20 protein-coding genes and 1 pseudogene are annotated in these 20254 nt (G+C 57.9%); 9 read left to right on the top strand and 12 right to left on the bottom strand.

Annotated features, from left to right (window positions below; all coding sequences use genetic code 11):
• The first annotated feature begins 44 nt into the window (after positions 1 to 44).
• Both ASD95_RS17965 and ASD95_RS17970 read left to right on the top strand, forming a co-directional pair.
• Positions 45 to 638 (top strand): phosphoheptose isomerase, encoded by a 594-nt coding sequence (locus ASD95_RS17965; RefSeq protein WP_007972584.1) that lies wholly within the window; start codon positions 45 to 47, stop codon positions 636 to 638.
• Positions 635 to 1213 carry a BON domain-containing protein gene (locus ASD95_RS17970; RefSeq protein WP_056726229.1) on the top strand — a complete coding sequence of 193 codons (579 nt, stop codon included), beginning with the start codon at positions 635 to 637 and terminating at the stop codon, positions 1211 to 1213. The genes ASD95_RS17965 and ASD95_RS17970 overlap by 4 nt, the downstream gene beginning before the upstream one ends.
• Before the next feature lie 50 nt (positions 1214 to 1263).
• On the opposite strand, the gene ASD95_RS17975 is transcribed toward ASD95_RS17970, so the two are convergent.
• The 7 genes from ASD95_RS17975 to rplM all read right to left on the bottom strand — a co-directional run bounded on the left by ASD95_RS17975 (position 1264) and on the right by rplM (position 6152).
• A complete protein-coding gene (locus ASD95_RS17975) occupies positions 1264 to 1677 on the bottom strand; it encodes a ClpXP protease specificity-enhancing factor (protein WP_007998247.1) in 414 nt (137 codons plus the stop codon).
• Between the two features lie 16 nt (positions 1678 to 1693).
• Positions 1694 to 2311, bottom strand: a complete 618-nt coding sequence (locus tag ASD95_RS17980; RefSeq protein ID WP_007972581.1) for a glutathione S-transferase N-terminal domain-containing protein — start codon at positions 2309 to 2311, stop codon at positions 1694 to 1696.
• A 150-nt stretch (positions 2312 to 2461) separates the two neighbouring features.
• On the bottom strand, positions 2462 to 3244 hold the full coding sequence (locus ASD95_RS17985; RefSeq protein ID WP_056726230.1) for a cytochrome c1: 783 nt from the start codon (positions 3242 to 3244) through the stop codon (positions 2462 to 2464).
• Positions 3244 to 4455, bottom strand: a complete 1212-nt coding sequence (locus ASD95_RS17990) for a cytochrome b (RefSeq protein ID WP_008045954.1) — start codon at positions 4453 to 4455, stop codon at positions 3244 to 3246. The genes ASD95_RS17985 and ASD95_RS17990 overlap by 1 nt, the downstream gene beginning before the upstream one ends.
• Positions 4455 to 5048 carry a ubiquinol-cytochrome c reductase iron-sulfur subunit gene (gene petA, locus ASD95_RS17995; RefSeq protein ID WP_046041913.1) on the bottom strand — a complete coding sequence of 198 codons (594 nt, stop codon included), beginning with the start codon at positions 5046 to 5048 and terminating at the stop codon, positions 4455 to 4457. The genes ASD95_RS17990 and petA overlap by 1 nt, the downstream gene beginning before the upstream one ends.
• 268 nt (positions 5049 to 5316) lie before the next feature.
• The gene (gene rpsI, locus ASD95_RS18000) at positions 5317 to 5709 is read right to left on the bottom strand and encodes a 30S ribosomal protein S9 (RefSeq protein ID WP_003228056.1); all 393 of its coding nucleotides are present in this window, start codon (positions 5707 to 5709) and stop codon (positions 5317 to 5319) included.
• Positions 5710 to 5723: 14 nt separating this feature from the next.
• Complete coding sequence (gene rplM, locus ASD95_RS18005; protein WP_007917032.1) at positions 5724 to 6152, bottom strand: 50S ribosomal protein L13; 429 nt, start codon at positions 6150 to 6152, stop codon at positions 5724 to 5726.
• Positions 6153 to 6397: 245 nt separating this feature from the next.
• On the opposite strand from rplM, the gene ASD95_RS18010 reads away from it, so the two are divergent.
• Positions 6398 to 7438 carry an NADP(H)-dependent aldo-keto reductase gene (locus ASD95_RS18010; RefSeq protein WP_056726231.1) on the top strand — a complete coding sequence of 347 codons (1041 nt, stop codon included), beginning with the start codon at positions 6398 to 6400 and terminating at the stop codon, positions 7436 to 7438.
• Positions 7439 to 7547: 109 nt separating this feature from the next.
• Here the strand turns inward: ASD95_RS18010 and ASD95_RS18015 are convergent, their stop codons facing one another.
• Complete coding sequence (locus ASD95_RS18015; RefSeq protein WP_046041911.1) at positions 7548 to 8684, bottom strand: acyl-CoA dehydrogenase family protein; 1137 nt, start codon at positions 8682 to 8684, stop codon at positions 7548 to 7550.
• Between the two features lie 221 nt (positions 8685 to 8905).
• Between ASD95_RS18015 and ASD95_RS18020 the strand changes: the two genes are divergently transcribed.
• The 5 genes and pseudogenes from ASD95_RS18020 (at position 8906) to ASD95_RS18040 (ending at position 15338) form a co-directional block, all read left to right on the top strand.
• A complete protein-coding gene (locus tag ASD95_RS18020; protein ID WP_177336483.1) occupies positions 8906 to 9826 on the top strand; it encodes a GlxA family transcriptional regulator in 921 nt (306 codons plus the stop codon).
• Between the two features lie 198 nt (positions 9827 to 10024).
• Positions 10025 to 11972 (top strand): annotated as a pseudogene (locus ASD95_RS18025) (flavin monoamine oxidase family protein).
• A gap of 207 nt (positions 11973 to 12179) precedes the next feature.
• A complete protein-coding gene (locus tag ASD95_RS18030; protein WP_056726233.1) occupies positions 12180 to 13067 on the top strand; it encodes a nitrilase family protein in 888 nt (295 codons plus the stop codon).
• A gap of 16 nt (positions 13068 to 13083) precedes the next feature.
• Positions 13084 to 14277 carry a hypothetical protein gene (locus ASD95_RS18035; RefSeq protein ID WP_056726234.1) on the top strand — a complete coding sequence of 398 codons (1194 nt, stop codon included), beginning with the start codon at positions 13084 to 13086 and terminating at the stop codon, positions 14275 to 14277.
• Positions 14278 to 14354: 77 nt separating this feature from the next.
• A complete protein-coding gene (locus ASD95_RS18040; RefSeq protein ID WP_056726235.1) occupies positions 14355 to 15338 on the top strand; it encodes an asparaginase in 984 nt (327 codons plus the stop codon).
• A gap of 90 nt (positions 15339 to 15428) precedes the next feature.
• On the opposite strand, the gene zapE is transcribed toward ASD95_RS18040, so the two are convergent.
• From zapE to ASD95_RS18055, 3 genes are all read right to left on the bottom strand, one after another.
• Positions 15429 to 16523, bottom strand: a complete 1095-nt coding sequence (gene zapE, locus ASD95_RS18045; protein ID WP_056726236.1) for a cell division protein ZapE — start codon at positions 16521 to 16523, stop codon at positions 15429 to 15431.
• Between the two features lie 90 nt (positions 16524 to 16613).
• Positions 16614 to 17969 (bottom strand): tryptophan--tRNA ligase, encoded by a 1356-nt coding sequence (locus ASD95_RS18050; protein WP_056726237.1) that lies wholly within the window; start codon positions 17967 to 17969, stop codon positions 16614 to 16616.
• A 24-nt stretch (positions 17970 to 17993) separates the two neighbouring features.
• Positions 17994 to 18623: an alpha/beta hydrolase gene (locus ASD95_RS18055; RefSeq protein ID WP_056726238.1), complete on the bottom strand. Its 630-nt coding sequence runs from the start codon at positions 18621 to 18623 to the stop codon at positions 17994 to 17996.
• Between the two features lie 144 nt (positions 18624 to 18767).
• Between ASD95_RS18055 and ASD95_RS18060 the strand changes: the two genes are divergently transcribed.
• Entirely contained in the window at positions 18768 to 19202 is a 435-nt protein-coding gene (locus ASD95_RS18060) for a YhcB family protein (protein WP_056726239.1), read from the top strand.
• A 267-nt stretch (positions 19203 to 19469) separates the two neighbouring features.
• On the opposite strand, the gene ASD95_RS18065 is transcribed toward ASD95_RS18060, so the two are convergent.
• Complete coding sequence (locus tag ASD95_RS18065; RefSeq protein WP_056726240.1) at positions 19470 to 20210, bottom strand: OmpA family protein; 741 nt, start codon at positions 20208 to 20210, stop codon at positions 19470 to 19472.
• Positions 20211 to 20254: the final 44 nt, after the last annotated feature.

Raw genomic sequence — 20254 nt, forward strand, 5'->3', positions numbered from 1 at the left:
GCACATTCACGTGCCGAACAGCCGCGCTACTTAAGGTCACACAGATGGACATGCAATCGCGAATTCGCCAGCTTTTTCAGGCCAGTATCGACACCAAGCAACAGGCGATGGAAGTACTTGCACCGCACATCGAGCAAGCCAGCCAGGTCATGGTCAACGCCCTGCTCAACGAAGGCAAAATGCTTTCCTGCGGCAACGGCGGCTCTGCCGGCGATGCCCAGCACTTCTCGTCCGAACTGCTCAATCGCTTTGAGCGCGAACGCCCGAGCCTGCCGGCCATCGCCCTGACGACCGACAGTTCGACGATCACCTCGATCGCCAACGACTACAGCTACAACGAAATCTTCTCCAAGCAGATCCGTGCACTCGGCCAACCGGGCGATGTGTTGCTGGCTATCTCCACCAGCGGCAACTCGGCCAACATAATTCAAGCGATCCAGGCCGCACATGATCGCGAAATGATTGTCGTAGCATTGACGGGGCGTGATGGCGGCGGCATGGCGTCGCTCCTGTTGCCCGAGGACGTCGAGATTCGCGTGCCGGCCAACGTCACCGCTCGTATTCAAGAAGTCCACCTGCTGGCGATCCACTGCCTTTGCGACTTGATCGACAGCCAATTGTTCGGGAGTGAAGAATGACCCCTAATCGCCTTGGCCTACTGGCCTTGACCCTGTGCCTCGGCATCAGCGGCTGCACCTCGGTGGTGACTGCCAGCCGCGAAGCACCGATTGAAGATGACCGTGGCACTCGCACATTGGGCAGCAAGATCGACGATTCCCTGATCGACACCAAGGTTGGTGTGAACGTCGCCAAGGCCGACCCGGCCCTGGATAAGGATTCGCACATCGTCGTCACCAGCTTCAACGGTGTCGTGCTGCTCGCCGGGCAAACGCCACGCGCGGACCTCAAGGCCAAGGCCGAACAGGCCGCCGCCGCCGTCCAGCGCGTGAAACAGGTACACAACGAACTGCAAGTCCTGCCACCGTCCTCGTTGCTGGCACGCCAGAACGACATCTGGCTGACCACCAAGATCAAGACCCAGATGCTCGCCGATGCGAACATCCCCGGCTCGCGCATCAAGGTTGTCACTGAAAACGGCATCGTCTACTTGCTGGGCCTGCTGACCAAGCAGGAAGCTGCGCAGGCGACCAACCTGGTACAAGGCGTATCCGGCGTGCAGAAGATTGTGAAGCTGTTCGAGTACATCGACTGACCTGCAATCCCACGCATAAAAAAGGCGATCCATCTGGATCGCCTTTTTTATTACTTCACCACTTTCAGACTGGGGCGACCGCTTGGACGCGGCGGCTCACTGTCGGGTGGCGGTAGATCGTCATCCGGTTCGATCTCGTCGTCCTCGCCCATGGGCGACTCCAGATCGAACACCATGCCCTGGCCATTCTCCCGGGCGTAGATGCCCAGGATCGAAGCAATCGGCACGTACAAGGTGTGCGGTACGCCACCAAAGCGCCCTTCGAAACTGACCGCTTCGTTATCCATGTGCAAATGACGCACGGCTTGTGGCGATACGTTCAGGACGATCTGTCCGTCACTGGCAAACCCCTGAGGCACCTGCACCGACGGGTACTCGGAATTGACCAGCATGTGCGGGGTGCAATCGTTGTCCACAATCCACTCATAGAGCGCACGGACCAGATAAGGTCGACTGGAGTTCATAACGGCTCCTTAAGCCTTAGCGCATGTCGCGTTCGACACCAGACAGACTCGCCTGGAAAGCCTCACGCGCAAACTGGCGCTCCATATAATCAAGCAGCGGCTTGGCCGGCCGCGGCAGTTCTATACCCAGAATCGGCAATCGCCAGAGTATTGGCAATAGGCAGCAATCCACCAGACTTTGTTCCTCACTGAGGAAAAACGGTTTGTCGGCAAACAGTGGCGACACACCCGTCAGGCTTTCGCGCAACTCTTTTCGAGCCACGGCACGGGCCGCTTCCTTGGTCCGCGAATCCAGAATCAGGTCCACCAGACCACACCAGTCGCGCTGAATGCGGTGTATCAGCAGGCGACTGTTGGCACGCGCCACGGGATAAACCGGCAGTAGCGGCGGATGCGGGTAACGCTCATCCAGGTATTCCATCACCACAGTCGACTCCCACAACGCCAGGTCACGATCGACCAGTGTGGGCAGACTGCCATAAGGGTTCACCTCAATCAGTTTAGGCGGCTGGCGACCAGCCTCCACGTAAATGATCTCGGCGCTGACACCCTTCTCTGCCAGTACGATGCGCACTCGGTGGGAATAGTGGTCGGCGGGGTCGGAGTAACAGGCCAACCGATTGGTCACGCCCATGGCGATCCTCCTCGCTTGTAGAAATTATCGAAAGCTCAAAAACGAGCGCGCCCAGAGGGCGCCTCCCGTAACGACTGGATCACCAGTTTCGCTACATCTTCAGAGGCGCCCTTGGGCGCGCGCGATTAACAGCAATAGCTTGAAGCTTTATCAGTGCACGTCTTTCCAGTATTCGCGCTTGAGCAGGTAAGCGAAGACGAAGAAGAACGCCAGGTACAACAATACGTATGTACCGATGCGCTGATGTTGCAGCTTAACCGGGTTAGCCGAGTAAGCCAGGAAGGTTACCAGATTCTTGACCTTCTCATCGAACTGCTCTGCAGTCAGGGCACCGCTTTTCGGCACGATGGTCAACTGATCGCATGCTTCATGAGTCAGCGCCGTACCGGTCAGAGGATCATATTGCTTCTTGCCGCCCTCGACGATCTGAACCTGTTTGCAGCCAACCACCTGGCGACCTTGCAGGCCGGCCAGGACGTTAGGCATGCCCACGTTCGGGAAGACCTTGTTGTTCACGCCCCATGGACGCGCAGGGTCTTCGTAGAACGACCTCAGGTAACCGTAGAGCCAGTCGGTGCCGCGAACACGGGCAACCAGGGTCAGGTCCGGCGGCGCTGCGCCAAACCAGGCCTTGGCGTCCGCCGGCTGCATGCCGATGCTCATGTGGTCGCCGATCTTGGCGCCAGTGAACACCAGCTTCTCGAGCATCAACTCGTGGGGAATGCCCAGGTCGTCGGCAACACGCTCATAGCGTTGGAACTTGGCACTGTGGCAACCCATGCAGTAGTTGGCGAACGTACGCGCGCCGTCCTGCATGGCCGCTTTATCGGAAACGTCGATATCGACCTTTTCCAGCTCGGGGCCACCGTGCTCAGCCGCGAAAGCAAACACTGGCAGCGCAGCAAGCATCAATACAGCAAATAGTTTTTTCATCAGCCAGTCACCCTTTCCGGAACCGGTTTGGTCTTCTCGAGCCTGGTGTAGAACGGCATCAGAATGAAGTAGGCGAAGTACAGGAAGGTACATACCTGCGACAACAGCGTACGCTCAGGGGTTGGGGCCAATACGCCCAGCACGCCCAGGATCACGAACGAGATGCAGAACACCCAGAGCCAGATCTTGCTCAGCCAGCCCTTGTAGCGCATCGACTTGACCGGGCTACGGTCCAGCCATGGCAGGACGAACAGCACAGCGATGGCCGCACCCATGGCGATCACACCCAGGAGCTTGTCCGGAATCGCACGCAAGATGGCGTAGAACGGGGTGAAGTACCAGACCGGAGCGATGTGCTCTGGGGTCTTGAAGGCGTTCGCCACTTCAAAGTTCGGCTTTTCAAGGAAGTAGCCGCCCATTTCCGGGAAGAAGAACACGATCGAGCAGAAGATGAACAGGAACACCACCACACCGACGATATCTTTCACGGTGTAGTACGGGTGGAAGGCAATGCCGTCCAGCGGTATGCCGTTTTCGTCCTTGTGCTTCTTGATGTCGACGCCGTCCGGGTTGTTCGAACCGACTTCGTGCAACGCCAGGATGTGCAGCACCACCAGACCCAGGATAACGATTGGCAGGGCAACCACGTGCAGGGCGAAGAAGCGGTTCAGGGTAATACCGGAAATCAGGTAGTCACCACGAATCCACTGGGTCAGGTCGTTGCCGATGACCGGGATCGCACCGAACAGCGAGATGATCACCTGGGCCCCCCAGTAGGACATCTGGCCCCACGGCAGCAGGTAGCCCATGAAGGCTTCGGCCATCAGCGCCAGGTAGATCAGCATGCCGAAGACCCACACCAGCTCACGAGGCTTCTGGTACGAACCGTAGAGCAGGCCACGGAACATGTGCAGATAGACCACGATGAAGAACGCCGAAGCGCCGGTGGAGTGCAACAGACGCAGGATCGAGCCGTACTCGACGTCACGCATGATGTATTCGACGGAGGCGAACGCCTCTTCCGCCGACGGGTTGTAGCTCATGGTCAGCCAGACACCGGTGACGATCTGGTTGACCAGAACGAGCAGCGCCAGGGAGCCAAAGAAGTAGAAGAAGTTGAAGTTCTTCGGTGCGTAATACTTGCTGAGATGGTCTTCCCACATTTTGGTGGCGGGAAAGCGCGCATCAACCCAATCCATGAACTTGCTCATCACGCTTTCTCCGTATCGACGCCAATGATAATAATTTCATCGGTCTCATAGGAATGCGGGGGAACTGGCAGGTTCAAAGGCGCAGGCTGCGACTTGTAGACGCGACCAGCCAGATCGTAGTGGGAGCCGTGGCAAGGGCAGAAATAGCCGCCTACCCAGTCTTTACCCAGATCCGCAGGTGCCACTTCGGGACGGAAGGTCGGCGAGCAACCCAGGTGCGTGCAGATACCGATCAGCAGCAGGACCTCGGGTTTGATCGAACGGGTTTCCGGATCAACGTAAGTCGGTTGCGTCGAGTTCTTGGAGGTCGGGTCAGCGAGCTGGCCCTCGATCTTCTTCAGATTCCCCAGGATTTCCTGTGTACGGCGGACGATGAACACCGGCTGGCCGCGCCACTCAGCAATCATCTGCTGGCCTGGCTCGATCTTGCTGACATTCACTTTCACCGGTGCACCTGCGGCTTTCGCCTTGGCACTGGGAAACCATGACCCCACGAACGGGACCGCAGCCCCCACCGCTCCTGCAGCACCCACCACGGATGTGGCTGCTACCAAGAAGCGACGCCGGCCTGCATTCACGCCGTCATTGCTCATTCAGTCCTCTCCCATCAGCTTTGTGGCCTGTTAAATCAGGCGTCTACTAAGTAAAACTATGTACTTATAAAAATTTTGCCGAATGGTAATGAAAAGCCCCAATTCTGACAAGGTAATTACCGGAACCCATCACCCCCAAGCCTTGTAGTATAGGGCGTCTGCGGATGTGGCAAGTTGTCACAGCGCAATTCTTTGATAAATCGCAGACATAAAAAAACGCCCAGCTCCGTGAGGAAACTGGGCGTTCTTTTTTGAACGTGAAAGCGAATTAACGCTTCGAGTACTGCGGACGCTTACGCGCTTTACGCAGACCGACTTTCTTACGTTCAACTTCACGAGCATCGCGGGTTACGAAGCCGGCTTTACGCAGGGCGCTGCGCAGAGTTTCGTCGTAGTCCATCAGGGCACGAGTGATACCGTGGCGGATTGCGCCAGCCTGACCACTCACACCACCGCCGATCACGGTGACGTAGATGTCGAACTTCTCGACAGTCTCAGTCAGCTCCAGCGGCTGACGAACTACCATGCGGGCAGTTTCGCGGCCGAAGAAGTTATCCAGCGAACGGTTGTTGATGGAGATGTTACCAGTACCCGGACGCAGGAAAACGCGTGCGGTTGCGGTCTTGCGACGGCCAGTGCCGTAATTTTGAGTCGCCGACATAATGTACTATTCCGTTAAAACTTCAGTTCTTGGGGCTGCTGAGCAGTATGTGGGTGTGCAGCGCCCGCATAGACTTTCAGCTTACGGTACATGTCGCGACCCAGTGGGTTTTTAGGCAGCATGCCTTTAACCGCGGTCTCGATCACGCGCTCAGGGGCCTTGGCGATCAGCTTTTCAAAGTTGATCGACTTGATGCCGCCCGGGAAACCGGAGTGGGAGTAGTACATTTTGTCAGTGGTTTTAGCACCGGTAACACGGATCTGCTCAGCGTTGATTACGACGATGTAGTCGCCGGTGTCAACGTGAGGAGTGTACTCAGGCTTGTGCTTGCCACGCAGACGGCTCGCGATTTCGGTGGCCAGACGACCCAGGGTCTGACCAGCAGCGTCGACGACAAACCAGTCGCGCTTTACTGTTTCTGGTTTAGCAGTAAAAGTTTTCATTCTTTATAGCCTCAGGGGCCGCCCTGTAAATTAGACGGCGGATCTTACTGAATAGTGCGTACTTTGACAAGTCAAAGGCAGCCGGATACAGACGCTTTCGGGGGCTCGGGTCGGCGCGTCCGTTCAACGGCAAGATTCTTCGGCGGCGGCGCATCACTTCCACTGCAGAAAGAGGTGCGCAATTATGCAGATTGCGAAAAATAATTCAACCTGCTTTTATGATTGTTTTGCCCAAGGAGCACCCGATGGACTATCGCCAGCTAGGCCGAACCAATCTGAACGTGAGTGCCCTCTGCCTCGGAACCATGACCTGGGGCGAGCAAAACAGCGAGGCAGAGGCCTTCGCCCAGATTGAGCGGGCCAAGCGTGCCGGGATCAACTTCATCGACACCGCCGAGATGTACCCGGTGCCACCCAAGGCCGAAACCTACGCCACCACCGAACGCTACATCGGCAACTACTTCAAAAGCCGCGGCGACCGCGGCGACTGGATCCTGGCCAGCAAGATCGCCGGCCCCGGCAACACCATCGACTACATTCGCGATAAAAACCTGCGCCACAACCGCCAGCACATCACCGAAGCGGTGGATGCCAGCCTCCAGCGCCTGCAGACTGACTACATCGACCTGTACCAACTGCACTGGCCGGAACGCAGCACCAACTTTTTCGGACAACTGGGCTACAAGCACAAGATCGAAGCCAACCTGACCCCACTGGAGGACACCCTCGAAGCGCTGGACGAGCAGGTCCGCGCCGGCAAGATCCGCCACATCGGCCTGTCCAACGAGACACCATGGGGCACCATGCGCTTCCTGGCCCTGGCCGAAGCCCGAGGCTGGCCGCGTGCGGTGTCGATCCAGAACCCGTACAACCTGCTCAACCGCAGCTTTGAAGTCGGCCTGGCGGAAATCGCCATCCGCGAACAGTGCGGGCTGCTGGCCTATTCACCGCTGGCGTTCGGCTTCCTGTCAGGCAAGTACGAAGGTGGCGCCCGCCCACCAAAAGGTCGCCTGAGCCTCTACAGCCGCTTCAGCCGCTATTTCAATCCGCAGTCGGAAGCCGCCTGCAGCCGTTACGTGGCCCTGGCTCGCGAGCACGGCCTGGACCCGGCGCAAATGGCCCTGGCGTTCGTCACGCAGCAGCCGTTCGTGACCAGCAACATCATTGGCGCAACGACGATGGAGCAACTGGAGAGCAACATCGGCAGTTTCGACTTGAAGCTGTCGGAGGAAGTGCTGGAAGGGATCGAGGCGATTCACAAGGATCATCCGAATCCGGCTCCATAATTTGTCATGACCACGAAAAGATCGCAGCCTTCGGCAGCTCCTACAGGGTGTACGCCAATTCTGTGTAGGAGCTGCCGGAGGCTGCGATCTTTTCAACCATCAGCGCCAATCAAAGCGACCGAGCAATAATCTCCTTCATGATTTCATTGGTGCCGGCATAGATCCGCTGCACCCGCGCATCCGCCCATGCCCGGGCAATCGGGTACTCCCACATGAACCCGTAGCCACCGTGCAACTGCACACACTCGTCGAGCACCTTGCACTGCAGGTCGGTGCCCCAGTACTTGGCCATCGCCGCCGTCGGCACGTCGAGTTTTCCTTGCAGGTGCAGTTCCAGGCAGCGGTCGACAAAGACGCGGCCGATCTGGATTTCCGTGGCCATCTCCGCCAGCTTGAACCGGGTATTCTGGAAATCCGCGATCGACTTGCCGAACGCCTTGCGCTCGCGAGTGTAGTCCAGCGTCCATTGCAGCGCCGCTTCGGCTGAAGCCAGCCCGCCAATGGCCACGGTAAGGCGCTCCTGGGGCAATTCCTGCATCAGGTAGGCAAAGCCCATCCCGGCCTGGCCCAGCAGGTTTTCCTTGGGTACACGCACGTCCTGAAAGAACAGCTCCGAGGTGTCCTGGGCTTTCATCCCGACTTTTTCCAGGCGCTTTCCCTTGTCGAAGCCCGGCGTATTGGCTTCCACCAGAAACAGACTGGTGCCCTTCGCGCCCGCCTTCGGATCGGTCTTGGCGACGACGATCACCAGATCGGCCAGATAGCCATTGGTGATAAAGGTCTTGGAGCCGTTGATCACGTACTCATCGCCATCGAGCACGGCCGTGGTTTTCACCCCTTGCAGATCGGAACCGGCGCCCGGTTCGGTCATGGCGATCGCGGTAACCATCTCGCCGGACACCAGTTTCGGCAGGTATTTATGCTTCAGCGCCTCACTGCCGTAATGCAGGATGTAGGGCGCCACGATGTCCGAGTGCAGGGAAAAACCGATGCCGGTCAGGCCCAGTCGCCCCACTTCTTCGATCACCACCGCACTGTAGAGAAAGTCCGCTCCCAGGCCGCCGTACTCTTCCGGCAAGTGCGAGCAAAGCATCCCCGCCTCCCCCGCCTTGTTCCACAGTTTGCGGTCGATATAGCCCTGTTTTTCCCATTGCCCATGGAACGGCACCGCCTCTTTTTCGAGGAACGTCCGCACGCTGTCGCGGAAAAGCTCGTGCTCGGAACTGAACAGGGTTCTGGGGATCATGCGGCACCTTTTCTTTGTTTTTAGAATGAGTTGACCTTCAGAGACTAAGCCTCGCTTCCGATACAGGACACTGGACACATCCGACAAAAAATAAGACGATCCAGCCGTCTGGTGACCACTTCCCCCTATAAAAATAAAGTTGAATTATGTCTAACCAAGCCTCCACGCCCCTGCGGCGCGTCAGCATCCTGGCCATCGACCGGGTTTTCGCTTCCACCCTCATGCAAGCCAAGGATTTCTTCCACCTCGCCAGCCTGCGCTACGGCAAACAGCTGGGCCAGGGCCTGACACCGGCGTTCGAAACCCGTCTGGTCAGCCCCGACGGCAAACCGGTCAACACTTTCAGTGATGTGATGATTCCGGTGGACGGCGGGCTGGAAAACGCCGACATCATCGTTCTTCCGGCGTTCTGGGATGATTTCGACAGCCTCTGCAAGCGTTACCCGCAAGTCCTGCCCTGGCTACGCCAACAACATGCGCGCGGTGCCGTACTGTGCGGCGAAGCCACCGGTGTTTTCTGGCTGGCCGAAGCCGGGTTGCTCAATGGCAAGGAAGCGACCACCTACTGGCGGTTCTTCAATGCCTTCGCCGAACGTTTCCCCCAGGTCCAGCTCAATCAGGACAAGCACCTGACCGACGCCGACAACCTGTACTGCGCCGGCGGCACCACCTCGGCCTGCGATTTGTACATTTACCTGATCGAGCGCTTCTGCGGCGCCAACGTGTCCCAGGCCGTGGCCCGGGACATCCTCTACGAAGTGCAGCGCAGTTATTCACCGGGACGGATTGGATTCGGCGGGCAGAAGCTGCACCAGGACGTGATCATCCTGCAGATCCAGCACTGGCTCGAAGATCACTTCGCCGACAAGTTCCGTTTCGAGGACGTCGCCCGCGAACACGGCATGAGCATCCGCAACTTCATGCGCCGCTTCCAGACCGCCACCGGCGACAAGCCACTGCATTACCTGCAGCGCCTGCGCATCGAAACCGCCAAGGGCTTGCTGTCCGGCAGCCGCAAGAGCATCAAGACCATCAGCTATGAAGTCGGCTATGACGATGCGAGCTTCTTCGCCCGGTTGTTCCGCCAGCACACGGAGTTGTCGCCGAATCAGTATCGGCAGCAGTTTCAGCAGGCTGCGTAGCCGAACACCAACCGAATGTGGAAGCGAGCCTGCTCGCTTCCACGCAGATCTTGCGCCGGCCACGCAGTTCTTTCGCTGTGCATTTTCCTACGCAAAAAGCGGAATACAGAGCGCCGAAGAACCCAACCCCGCCCACAGACGCAGCCCCTTAAAAAACTTGAAAATCTTCCCTGCAAACACCATCAGGGAAGATCAACCATGACTATCGGATCAAGCTACAACTACCCTTCATACATCGCCAAGGAGGCCGCCCGAACAAAGCGCTCGGCTAAAAGCAAATGGGCGGCTCGCTTTCCCAATCCGCCGGATTTGTGCTTTGACTATCGTGCACTGGTAGAACAGGAAAACGGCATCGCCAAGGCAACTGACCCGCAACATAAAATCTGCATCATCGGCGCCGGCGTCACAGGCCTGACCGCCGCCAGAGAACTCTATCGCTGCGGCTTTACCCATATCACTCTCATCGAACAATCCAGACGCATCGGCGGCAGGCATCTGACCGTTCCCGGTAGCCAAAACTCGGCAGTAAGCCATACACCGTTTGAAATGGGCGCCATGCGCATGCCCTTCTTTAACCGGGCGGATGAGCCACCGACAGAAGGTCGGTCGCTGATGGCTTACTACGCCAATCAATTTGAATTGGCGTTTTCAGACTTCGCCAACCCCGGTAGCCAATGGGTTAACTCGACAGGCATCTATCTCCGAGAGGGCAGCATGGGCGGCGGGTCGGCGCCGCAAATGTTGATATGGAAAAACGAAGACGGCGCCACACCGCCTCCCGGCGATGAATTGCAAAAGGTTTATTCCAAGTGGAAAGCCTTTGCCGATCGCATGACCCGCCACGTTGCTGAGCTTTATGCGAGCCAGGAATGGGAAGCCATATGGGCTTCTATCGTTGAAAAATACGAGAGTGTCTCGTTCCGCGACCTGGTCAGCATGCCAGCACTGGAAACTTGGGATCGCCGCTCACCCGGGGATTTCGGCGGAATGGGAATGTCTGCGCAAGAGTCCGCAATTTTTTACGCGATAGGTATAGGTGACGGTAGCTGGGGAGCTTTTTACGACGTCTGCTGCCTCTACCCTCTGCGTACCGCGATTTTCGGTTTCAGCAGCCAATTGCAACTGATCCATGGTCGAGTGGACTCAAACGGCGATCCACTGGATTCGCCCTACCTCAATAGCGAAGCCGTTTTTGACTCAATGGGGGCAGAGTTTCGACAGGCCCCGCTACATCGGCCTCGCCGCTTTGGACGAATGCCTGCTATTTGTGAAAACCGACGAAACCGGAAAGTCCCTCTACGAACATTGCCTCGAAAGAAGCAATGGGCTTCTCACCAACTCATCCGTCACAAAACTGGAAAAACTGACCAATCAAAGAATACGCGTCTATTACAACTGGAAACACAGTCAACCCGAGCAAATCCAGGAGCAATTTGATGACTTTGACTCGGTCATCATGACACTACCCTCCTGGCTGATTGAAACTCGAATCAAGCTCGAAAATTTCACCCGGGAGATGCTGCCTTTCGAGACGATTAACGCCTACAAAACCGCACACTGGGAAACTAGCTGCAAAGTGTTTGCACCGCTGAAAAAATCATTTCTCTCGAAAAACAAAAACATCCCGCAAGCCATCGTAACCGACAGTTTCATCCATGATGTCTATACCTACCGCTACAACGACAATTACAGCTATGACTGCATCCTGCTGAGTTATACCTGGGAAGATGACGCAACCAAGCTGGCCTCATTCAGCGATAAGGAGCTGGTATCAAAATGCGCCGAAGAGCTGGATCGCATACTCATGAACTCTGCCAACGTCCAGGAAAAAATCTCTCCCTACATCGGCATTGATCAAGCGGTGGTTCAGCGTTGGATCACTGATAAAAATGCTCTGGGTTGTGCCAAGCTTTACCGACCGGGCACCTACTATGATGCCGTCGGCCTGATGAAGTACAACCGGGACTTTGCTCATGTATCTGGCTTGTATTTGTCCGGCGAGTCATTTTCCGTCGATGCCGGTTGGACGGAGCCATGTTTTCGCGGTGCTGTCGATGCAGTGATTCATATCTGCAACAAAACCGCCGCGACCTTCAATGGCGGATTTTCCTTGAGCGACTACCCGCACTACCAACTCAAAATCTGATCACATCCCCGTTCCAGAGCCATGCAAGCAATACATGGCTCTACCTCTCGCGCCGGCTACCCACCGCCATCAAACATCACCCTGATCCACTTTCGGACAAGGACTACGACCTAAACGGAAGTAGCTGACTTACATCCCACTCCTGACTCCCCTCTTATACACACGCCATTTAACAGCTTGAAAAACAATAAAAAGAGGAACGACGGAATGACTGAGCCAACAAGCCCTGTTCGTGTAGCAGTCGTGCAATTCGATCCACAAGTCGGCATCGAGAAATGTGTAGGTAATCTGCGTCGCAGCCTGGAATTGGCGCTTGAAGCGGTAAACAGCGGTGCGAATCTCATCGTTCTGCCCGAGCTTTCCAATACCGGCTATTTCTTCAGCAATCGACAGGATGCCTTCGCCCATGCCGAAGCGGTTCCCGACGGGCCAAGCGTGCAGTGCTGGATCGACTTCGCCCGCGAACACAACGTTTACCTCGTGGCCGGCCTGGCCGAACGCGACGGCATGCGACTCTTCAACACCGGCGTTCTGGTGGGACCAGACGGTTTTATCGGCAAGTACCGCAAAGCCCATTTGTGGAATCTGGAGAAGCTCTGGTTCACCCCCGGCGACCTGGGTTTCCCGGTTTTCGACACACCGATCGGCCGCATCGGGCTGTTGATCTGCTGGGACATCTGGTTCCCGGAGGTGCCACGGATCCTCGCCCAGCAAGGCGCAGACATCATTTGCAGCCTGAACAACTGGGTCTGGACACCGCCGCCGCTGTTCGACGATGCCGGTAAGTGCATGGCGTCGTATCTGACGATGACCGCCGCTCACGTCAACAACGTGTTTATCGCTGCCGCCAGCCGGATCGGCGAGGAGCGCGGCGCGCGCTACCTAGGTTGCTCGTTGATTGCCGGAACCAACGGCTGGCCGATTGGCGCCGTGGCTTCGGCAGACAGACAGGAAATCCTGTTTGCCGATGTCGACCTGACCAGCTCCCGCAGTGCGCCCATCTGGAACAACCTGAACGATCTGCATCGCGATCGCCGAGCCGACCTTTACGATCAGATGCTCGGCTACACCCAACACCCTTGCCTCCCACGTTGATCAGGAGGCCTATCCCATGGAAGTTACAACCGACAAAAACCAACCATCGCGCAAATCACCGATTGATACAGCCGTCGTCCTGCTAATGATCGGCGCGACACTGCTGATCGTCTGGCTTTCTTTCAGCAACCGGACTTTCTGGGGAGCACATTGGCCCGGGTACGGCGACATGGTATCGCTGCTACCCGAACCGAGTGCCCGGCTGCGCTGGGTGTTAGGTGACATCAGCGAGGTGGCTTTCTACAAGCACGAGTTCGCCTCGATCGGCCTGCTGGCGGGCGCTTATCTGGCTTACTGGGCGAGTCGAACGGGGAAATCCTGGCAAGGGTTTGCCATCTCCTATGGAACGGGACTTTGGCCCTGGCTGGTCACCAGTTCGTTGCTCGGGCTGCTGCTGAGCAATCTGCTGTGGGGCTGGACGGTGACAGCCACAACCTGGCAACCCACATTCGTAGCATTCGTCTCGCTGCCAGCGGCGATGGTGCTGATGTTTGGTGGAGGCTGGAAGGTCACAATCAACGGCGCACTCATGGGCGCCCTATTCGTCACACCGATGTGCCTGCTGATCGTCAACTACGTGTGCCAACCGCTGGCCTTACCTGCAGTGATTGGCAATGTGCTGGGCATGGCGATTGCCAGCGTCCTGGCGTTTCTATTCTGCCGCTATTGGCCGAGCCTGGTGAAATCCAGGTCGTCGCAAACGCCACCCGCCTCGATTGCTCCCGCCAAGGCGCCCGACTATGGCGTCATCTGGAGCCTGCGCCGGATTCTGGCGGACTTTTCCGAAGCACCGTTCTTCGGCAATGAGCTGGCTAGCCTTGGCCTGATACTGGGTGCATTGCTGGCGTACAGCTTGAACCCTTCAAGCCCCGCGTACGGATCGGGCCTGTTGCTGCACATCATCGGCGCGCAGGCATTAGCCTCAGCCATCGGCGTGCTGATCTGGCGTCGACAATGGATGTTGCGCGGCTGGTATCCCACTTACATCCCGCTGGTTTCAGTGGTGCCCGCGGCAATCCTGGCCTATGGCGGCAGCTGGCAGATTATCGTCTCAAGTGCACTGCTGGGGGCATTACTCGCACCACCGCTGGCCTGTGTGATTGCCAGGAAATTACCGGCCGACATGCACGCCTACATCGCTAATGTACTGTCGATGGCCATCAGCACACTGCTGATCGTGCCGCTGATCGGTTTTTTGATCGCTGATTAATGCCCCAGCTATTCGGCTGTATCGCGGCCTCAAAAGCGGATACAGCCACTTTTCATTACAAACAAGCGAGGTATCCCATGGACCTGCCCAAACTGTCCATCGCGGCACTTGGCGGCACGGTAAGCATGCAAGCGAGCAATGCCGGTGAAGGCGTCATCCCGACCGTCAGCGGCGAAGCCCTGCTGACTTCCATACCGGAACTGACGACACTGGCCGGAGTCACCGTCGAGACCCTCGGCCTGCTGCCCAGTGCATCCCTGGATTTCGAGCTTTTGCTGAACGTATTGTCCTGGGCTGAGTTTCAGGTCAAACAGGGAACCGATGGGGTCGTGATAACCCAGGGCACCGACACCCTCGAAGAAGCCGCGGTGTTTTTCGATTACCTGTGGCCCTACGACACCCCCTTGGTGCTGACCGGTGCCATGCGTTCCGCAGCGCAGCCAGGTGCCGATGGACCGGCCAATCTTCTGGATGCATGTCGCGTTGCCTTGGCGCAGAACAGCCAGCAACGCGGTGTCCAGGTCGTGATGAACGGACAGATTCATCAAGCGTGCAGCGTCCGCAAAACCGATTCGCTGGCATTACAGGCGTTTTCCTCTCCGGTCGTGGGGCCCGCGGGCCTACTGTTGGAAGACCGTGTTCGCTACCTGCGCCCGCCAGGGCCACGCACGGTGTTACCGCTGCCGCAACAGACCACGCAGAAGGTTGCGCTGCTTGAGGCCTCACTTTCGGCCGACACCCTGCTACTGGAAAATATTCTCGCACTCGATTACGACGGGCTGGTGATCGGCGGTTTCGGCGCCGGCCACATCTCGCAGCGCTGGGCGACAATGATTGAACATATTGCCGAACGAATCCCCGTGATCATTGCGACCCGAACCGGTTCCGGCTCCACCGCACGTGCCTCTTACGGTTTTGGCGGTGGTGAAATGGACTTAATTCGCAAGGGGGCATCGATGGCGGGTTTTCTATGTCCGCGAAAAGCCAGAATTCTGCTTTGGCTGCTGCTTGGTTGCCAACGGCAGCACGAGCTTGCGCATTATCTCAACGAGGACATTTGACTTCAAAACAATGTACAAACCTGTGGGCGGAGGATTTGCGCTGACAAAAAAGGCCTGCAATCGCAGGCCTTTTTTATTTTCCGAATCGTCCTACGGCTTGTGCGCCCGGGCCAGGAATTCGTGGGATTGCATTTCCAGCAGTCGGCTCAAGGTACGCTGGAACTCGAAGTTCAGGCGACCACCTGTGTACAGGTCTTTAAGCTCGACTTCGGCGGAAATGATCAGCTTCACGTTACGGTCGTAGAATTCGTCGACCATGTTGATGAAGCGTCGGGCGATGTCGTCGGTGGTAACGCTCATTTGCTCGACATCGCTGAGCAGCACGGCGTGGAAGATCTTGCCCAACTCGATGTAGTCGTTCTGGCTGCGCGGGCCATCGCACAGTTCACGGAAGTTGAACCAGGCCACGTCATCGCAGGTGCGCACGGCACGAATTTCACGGTTCTCGATCATCAGCACATCATTTTCGACCGCCGCCGTGCATTCCGGTGTCAGCGCACGGAAGCTCTTGCGCAGGCTTTCGTTGGCGGCTTCGTCGAGCGGATAGTGGAACAGCTCGGCTTGTTCGAGGTGACGCAGACGATAGTCGACGCCGCTGTCGACGTTGACGATCTCGGTATTCTGCTTGATCAGCGCAATGGCCGGCAGGAAGCGCGCGCGTTGCAGGCCGTCCTTGTAGAGGCCGTCCGGCACGATGTTCGACGTCGCGACCAGGGTCACGCCGTTCTTGAACAGTTCTTCCATCAGGGTGCCAAGGATCATGGCGTCGGTGATGTCGGAAACGAAAAATTCATCGAAGCAGATGACCCGGGCTTCGGTGGCAAAACGCTTGGCGATGATGGTCAGCGGGTTTTTCTCGCCACCCAGGGTTTTCATCTCTTCGTGCACGCGCTTCATGAAGCGGTGGAAGTGCGTACGGGTCTTTTCCTTGAAGGGCAGCGCTTCAAAGAAGGTATCCACCAGGTAAGTCTTGCCGCGACCTACGCCGCCCCAGAAATACAGGCCCTTGACCGGGGTCTGATCCTTCTTGCCAAACAACTTGCCCAGCAGGCCCGGCTTGTTTTGCTCGGCCGCGACCAGGTCGTCGTACAGGCGCTGCAAATGACGCACGGCAGTTTCCTGTGCGGCGTCATGGAAGAATTCCGGGCGTTTCAGATCAGCTTGATATCGTTCTAGGGGCGTCATAATTCGTTAGCAAGGCAACAAAAACGGGCCGACACTGTAGCGACGGCCCCGAGGAATGGCAATCGGCCCTTGGTCGGGCCGAACCGTTGTTTATTCCTGAACAGGCGTCAGGGCGATGCGCAAAGCCTCGACGGCAGCGTCACGGGCGGCGCTGTCGGCAAACGCCGGGCTGTCGGCAACGCACTCGCCTTCCAGCCAGACGCTGAAGCTCAGGTCTTCACTGCGCACGTCCAGATCCTGGCCCGACTGCAGTTGCTTGGTCACCTGCCCTGCGGTTTTACCGTCGGCGAAGTTGCGCGACAGCAGCAGTTGTTCGCCATCGGCCGCCAGCAGACGGAAGCGGAAACTGCCGTCGTCTTCACGGAAGCTGACAAAACGTGCAGCCTTCACGGCTTTCTTCTTGGTGGTCGCCGCCACTTGGGTCTGGGCAACGAACGAGCGCAGGCCCACCGCCTCACGCAGTTCGTTGAGGAATGGCGTCGCCACCGCACGGGCTTTTTTCGCGCCGTGTTGCAGGATGTCTTCCAGATCCGCCGGGCGCTCGATCAGCTGGTTATAACGCTCGCGGGATTCGCCCAGTTCGTTGTCGAGCAACTGGAACAGACGATTCTTCGCCTCGCCCCAACCCAGGCCCTGCAACAGTTCGCTACGGAACTCGTCGGCCTGCGCCGCAGTGGCGAACGCCTGGAACAAGGTGAACAGGTGCGAATTGTCCGGATCCTTGGCTTCGCCCGGCGCGCGGGAGTCGGTGACGATCCGCGAAATCGCGTCCTTCATCTCTTTGGCGCTGGAGAACAGCGGGATGGTGTTGTCGTAGCTCTTCGACATCTTGCGGCCATCCAGGCCCGGCAACGTGGCGACGCTCTCTTCGATCAACGCCTCGGGCATGGTGAAGAACTCCTTGCCCTGGCCAAACAGGTGGTTGAAGCGCTGGCCGATGTCCCGCGCCATTTCCACGTGCTGGATCTGGTCACGACCGACCGGCACCTTGTGCGCGTTGAACATCAGGATGTCCGCGGCCATCAGCACCGGGTAGCTGTACAGGCCCATGGTGATGCCGGCGTCCGGGTCTTCACCGGTCTCGACGTTCTTGTCCACCGAAGCCTTGTAGGCGTGGGCGCGATTGAGCAGGCCCTTGGCGGCAACGCAGGTCAGCAGCCAGGTCAGTTCGGGGATTTCCGGGATGTCGGACTGGCGATAGAAGGTCACGCGGTCCACATCCAGGCCACCGGCCAGCCAGGTCGCGGCGATTTCCAGTCGCGAGCGCTGGATGCGCAGCGGGTCATCGCACTTGATCAGGGCGTGGTAGTCGGCCAGGAAGTAGAACGAATCGGCATTGCTGTCACGGCTGGCGACGATCGCCGGGCGGATGGCGCCGGCGTAGTTGCCCAGGTGCGGCGTGCCGGTGGTGGTGATGCCGGTGAGGATACGGGTACGAGTCGTCATGGGTAATCGCTTGTCAGACTGCAATCAATTCGAGAGACGCGGCAGGATCAGATCCTTGAGATCGGTCAGCTTGCCATGAAAAAAGTGTCCGCATTCTGCCACTTTCAGCAGCTCATGGGGGCGTTCGAGCTTGTCGGACCATTCGTAAACCAACTGCGGATCGATCACTTCGTCGGTTTCCGGCTGGATCAGGGTCAGTTCGCCCTGTTGCGGCAGCTGATCCTGATCGCCGAGGCGCATGACCGCCGGCGCGACCATGAACAGGTGCTTGAGCTGTTCGCCCTTCGCTTCCAGACGTCCACCGAGACTTGCTGCAACAAATCCGCCGAAGGAGAAACCGAACAGCGTCAGTGGCAACTCCGGGTGTTTGGCCCTGAACCAATCAGCCACAGCCTGGGCATCATCGACTTCGCCGGTGCCCATGTCGTGGGTGCCTTCGCTGGCGCCGACACCACGGTAGTTGAAACGCAGGGTGATCAAACCGGCATCACGCGCAGTGCGCTGCAGGGTCGAGACCACTTTGTTGAGCATGGTGCCGCCCTGCACCGGGTTCGGATGGCAGATCAGTGCCAGGCCGCGAGGCCGCTCGTTGTCCAGGTACAGTGCTTCCAGTTGACCCACCGGGCCATCAATCACTACAGGGGTTTCACGCATAAGCAAGGAAGGAACTCCGTGACCTCGGATCAGGTCGACTCGTCTAGCAAATTGTCTGTGGCTGTCTATTGCGAGTGAATCGCGGTATACAGCGCAGGTTCGAGCCGTTAACGTAAAGCAAAGCCGTTTATAGAGGAAGGACTCGTGGAACACTCGCTCTTAGTTTGGTTGTTACCGACTCTTGCCCTGGTTGTGGGTGTCGCCATTGGGTTCCTGATCGCTCGCGTTGCACCGAACGCCGCGCCCAGCCGCACGCAGCGTCAGCTGGACGATATTCAGGAACGTTTCGACAGTTATCAGAACGAGGTGGTGACCCACTTCAACAGCACCGCGACACTGGTCAAGAAACTGACTCAGAGCTATCAGGAAGTGCAGGACCATCTCGCCGAGGGCGCCAACCGCCTGGCCCTGGACGAACAGACCCGCCAACGCCTGCTGGCCTCCCTGCACGCCGATGCGACGCAGGCACCCCGTGAGCGCCTGACGCCACCGCGCGATCAGGAGCCGCCGCGCGACTACGCACCGAAAGCCCCGAACTCGCCGGGCATGCTTGATGAGCATTATGGCCTGAAGAAGTAATCAGCTTTCGCGCATGGCAAAAAGCCCCCGGACAATCACTTGTCCGGGGGCTTTTTTGTTTCTGCATTCTTCTTTGCCTGTACTGGCCCCATCGCGAGCAAGCTCGCTCCCACAGGGTTCTACTTCGATCACAGAATTTGTGTCTATTGAAGATCAATTGTGGGAGCGAGCCTGCTCGCGATGGGGCCGGAATCGACGACACAAAAAAACCGCTCGACCCCAAAAGGACCGAACGGTTTTATTTACGCCTGGGGTTCAATCAGACGATCAAGGGTACTGCTGAACCTGACCTTGCTGCTGACCACCATACTGCTGGCCTGGAATCGCCTTGAGGTTAACCTCTACACGGCGGTTCTGTGCACGGCCATTGACGTCAGCGTTGCTGGCAACCGGGCCATCCGGGCCGGCACCGCGAGCGCTCAGGTTGGCACCGCTGACACCTTGCGAGGTCAGGTAGGTTGCCACGCTCTGGGCGCGACGCTGGGACAGGTCCATGTTGTGCTGGCGGCTGCCGGTGCTGTCGGTATAACCGACAATCTCGATCTGGTTCTGGTTGAACTCTTTCAGCGAGCCCGCCAGGTTGTTCAGCGGCTGATAGAAACCTGGGGCAATGTTCGCCGAATCGGTCGCGAACGTGATGTTGCCCGGCATGATCAGCTTGATCTGGTCGCCCTGGCGCTGCACTTCAACACCGGTGTTGGCCATGCTGGCGCGCAGCTTTTTCTCTTGCTGATCGGCGTAGTAGCCGTAGCCGGCGGCGGAAGCACCGACCACCGCAGCACCAATCAGTGCGCCCTTGCCACGGTTATCGTGGTTGATCGCAGCACCGGCCAACGCACCGGCCAGAGCGCCGAGGCCACCGTATTTCGCGGTCTTGCTCATGCCTTCGGAGCCGCTATCCGTCTGGCCCTGAGCCTGGCCCTGACCGCCGTAAGGGTTAGGCGAGGCACAACCGGACAAAACGGCCACAGCTGTAGCGACAATCATCAAACGACGCGTGGTGAACATGTAAAGCTCCTACTTTTTTTGCATTCTGTGGTGCAACGGTCCAA

The sequence above is a fragment of the Pseudomonas sp. Root71 genome (genome assembly GCF_001429045.1).
GTDB classification, from domain to species: Bacteria; Pseudomonadota; Gammaproteobacteria; order Pseudomonadales; family Pseudomonadaceae; genus Aquipseudomonas; species Aquipseudomonas monachiensis.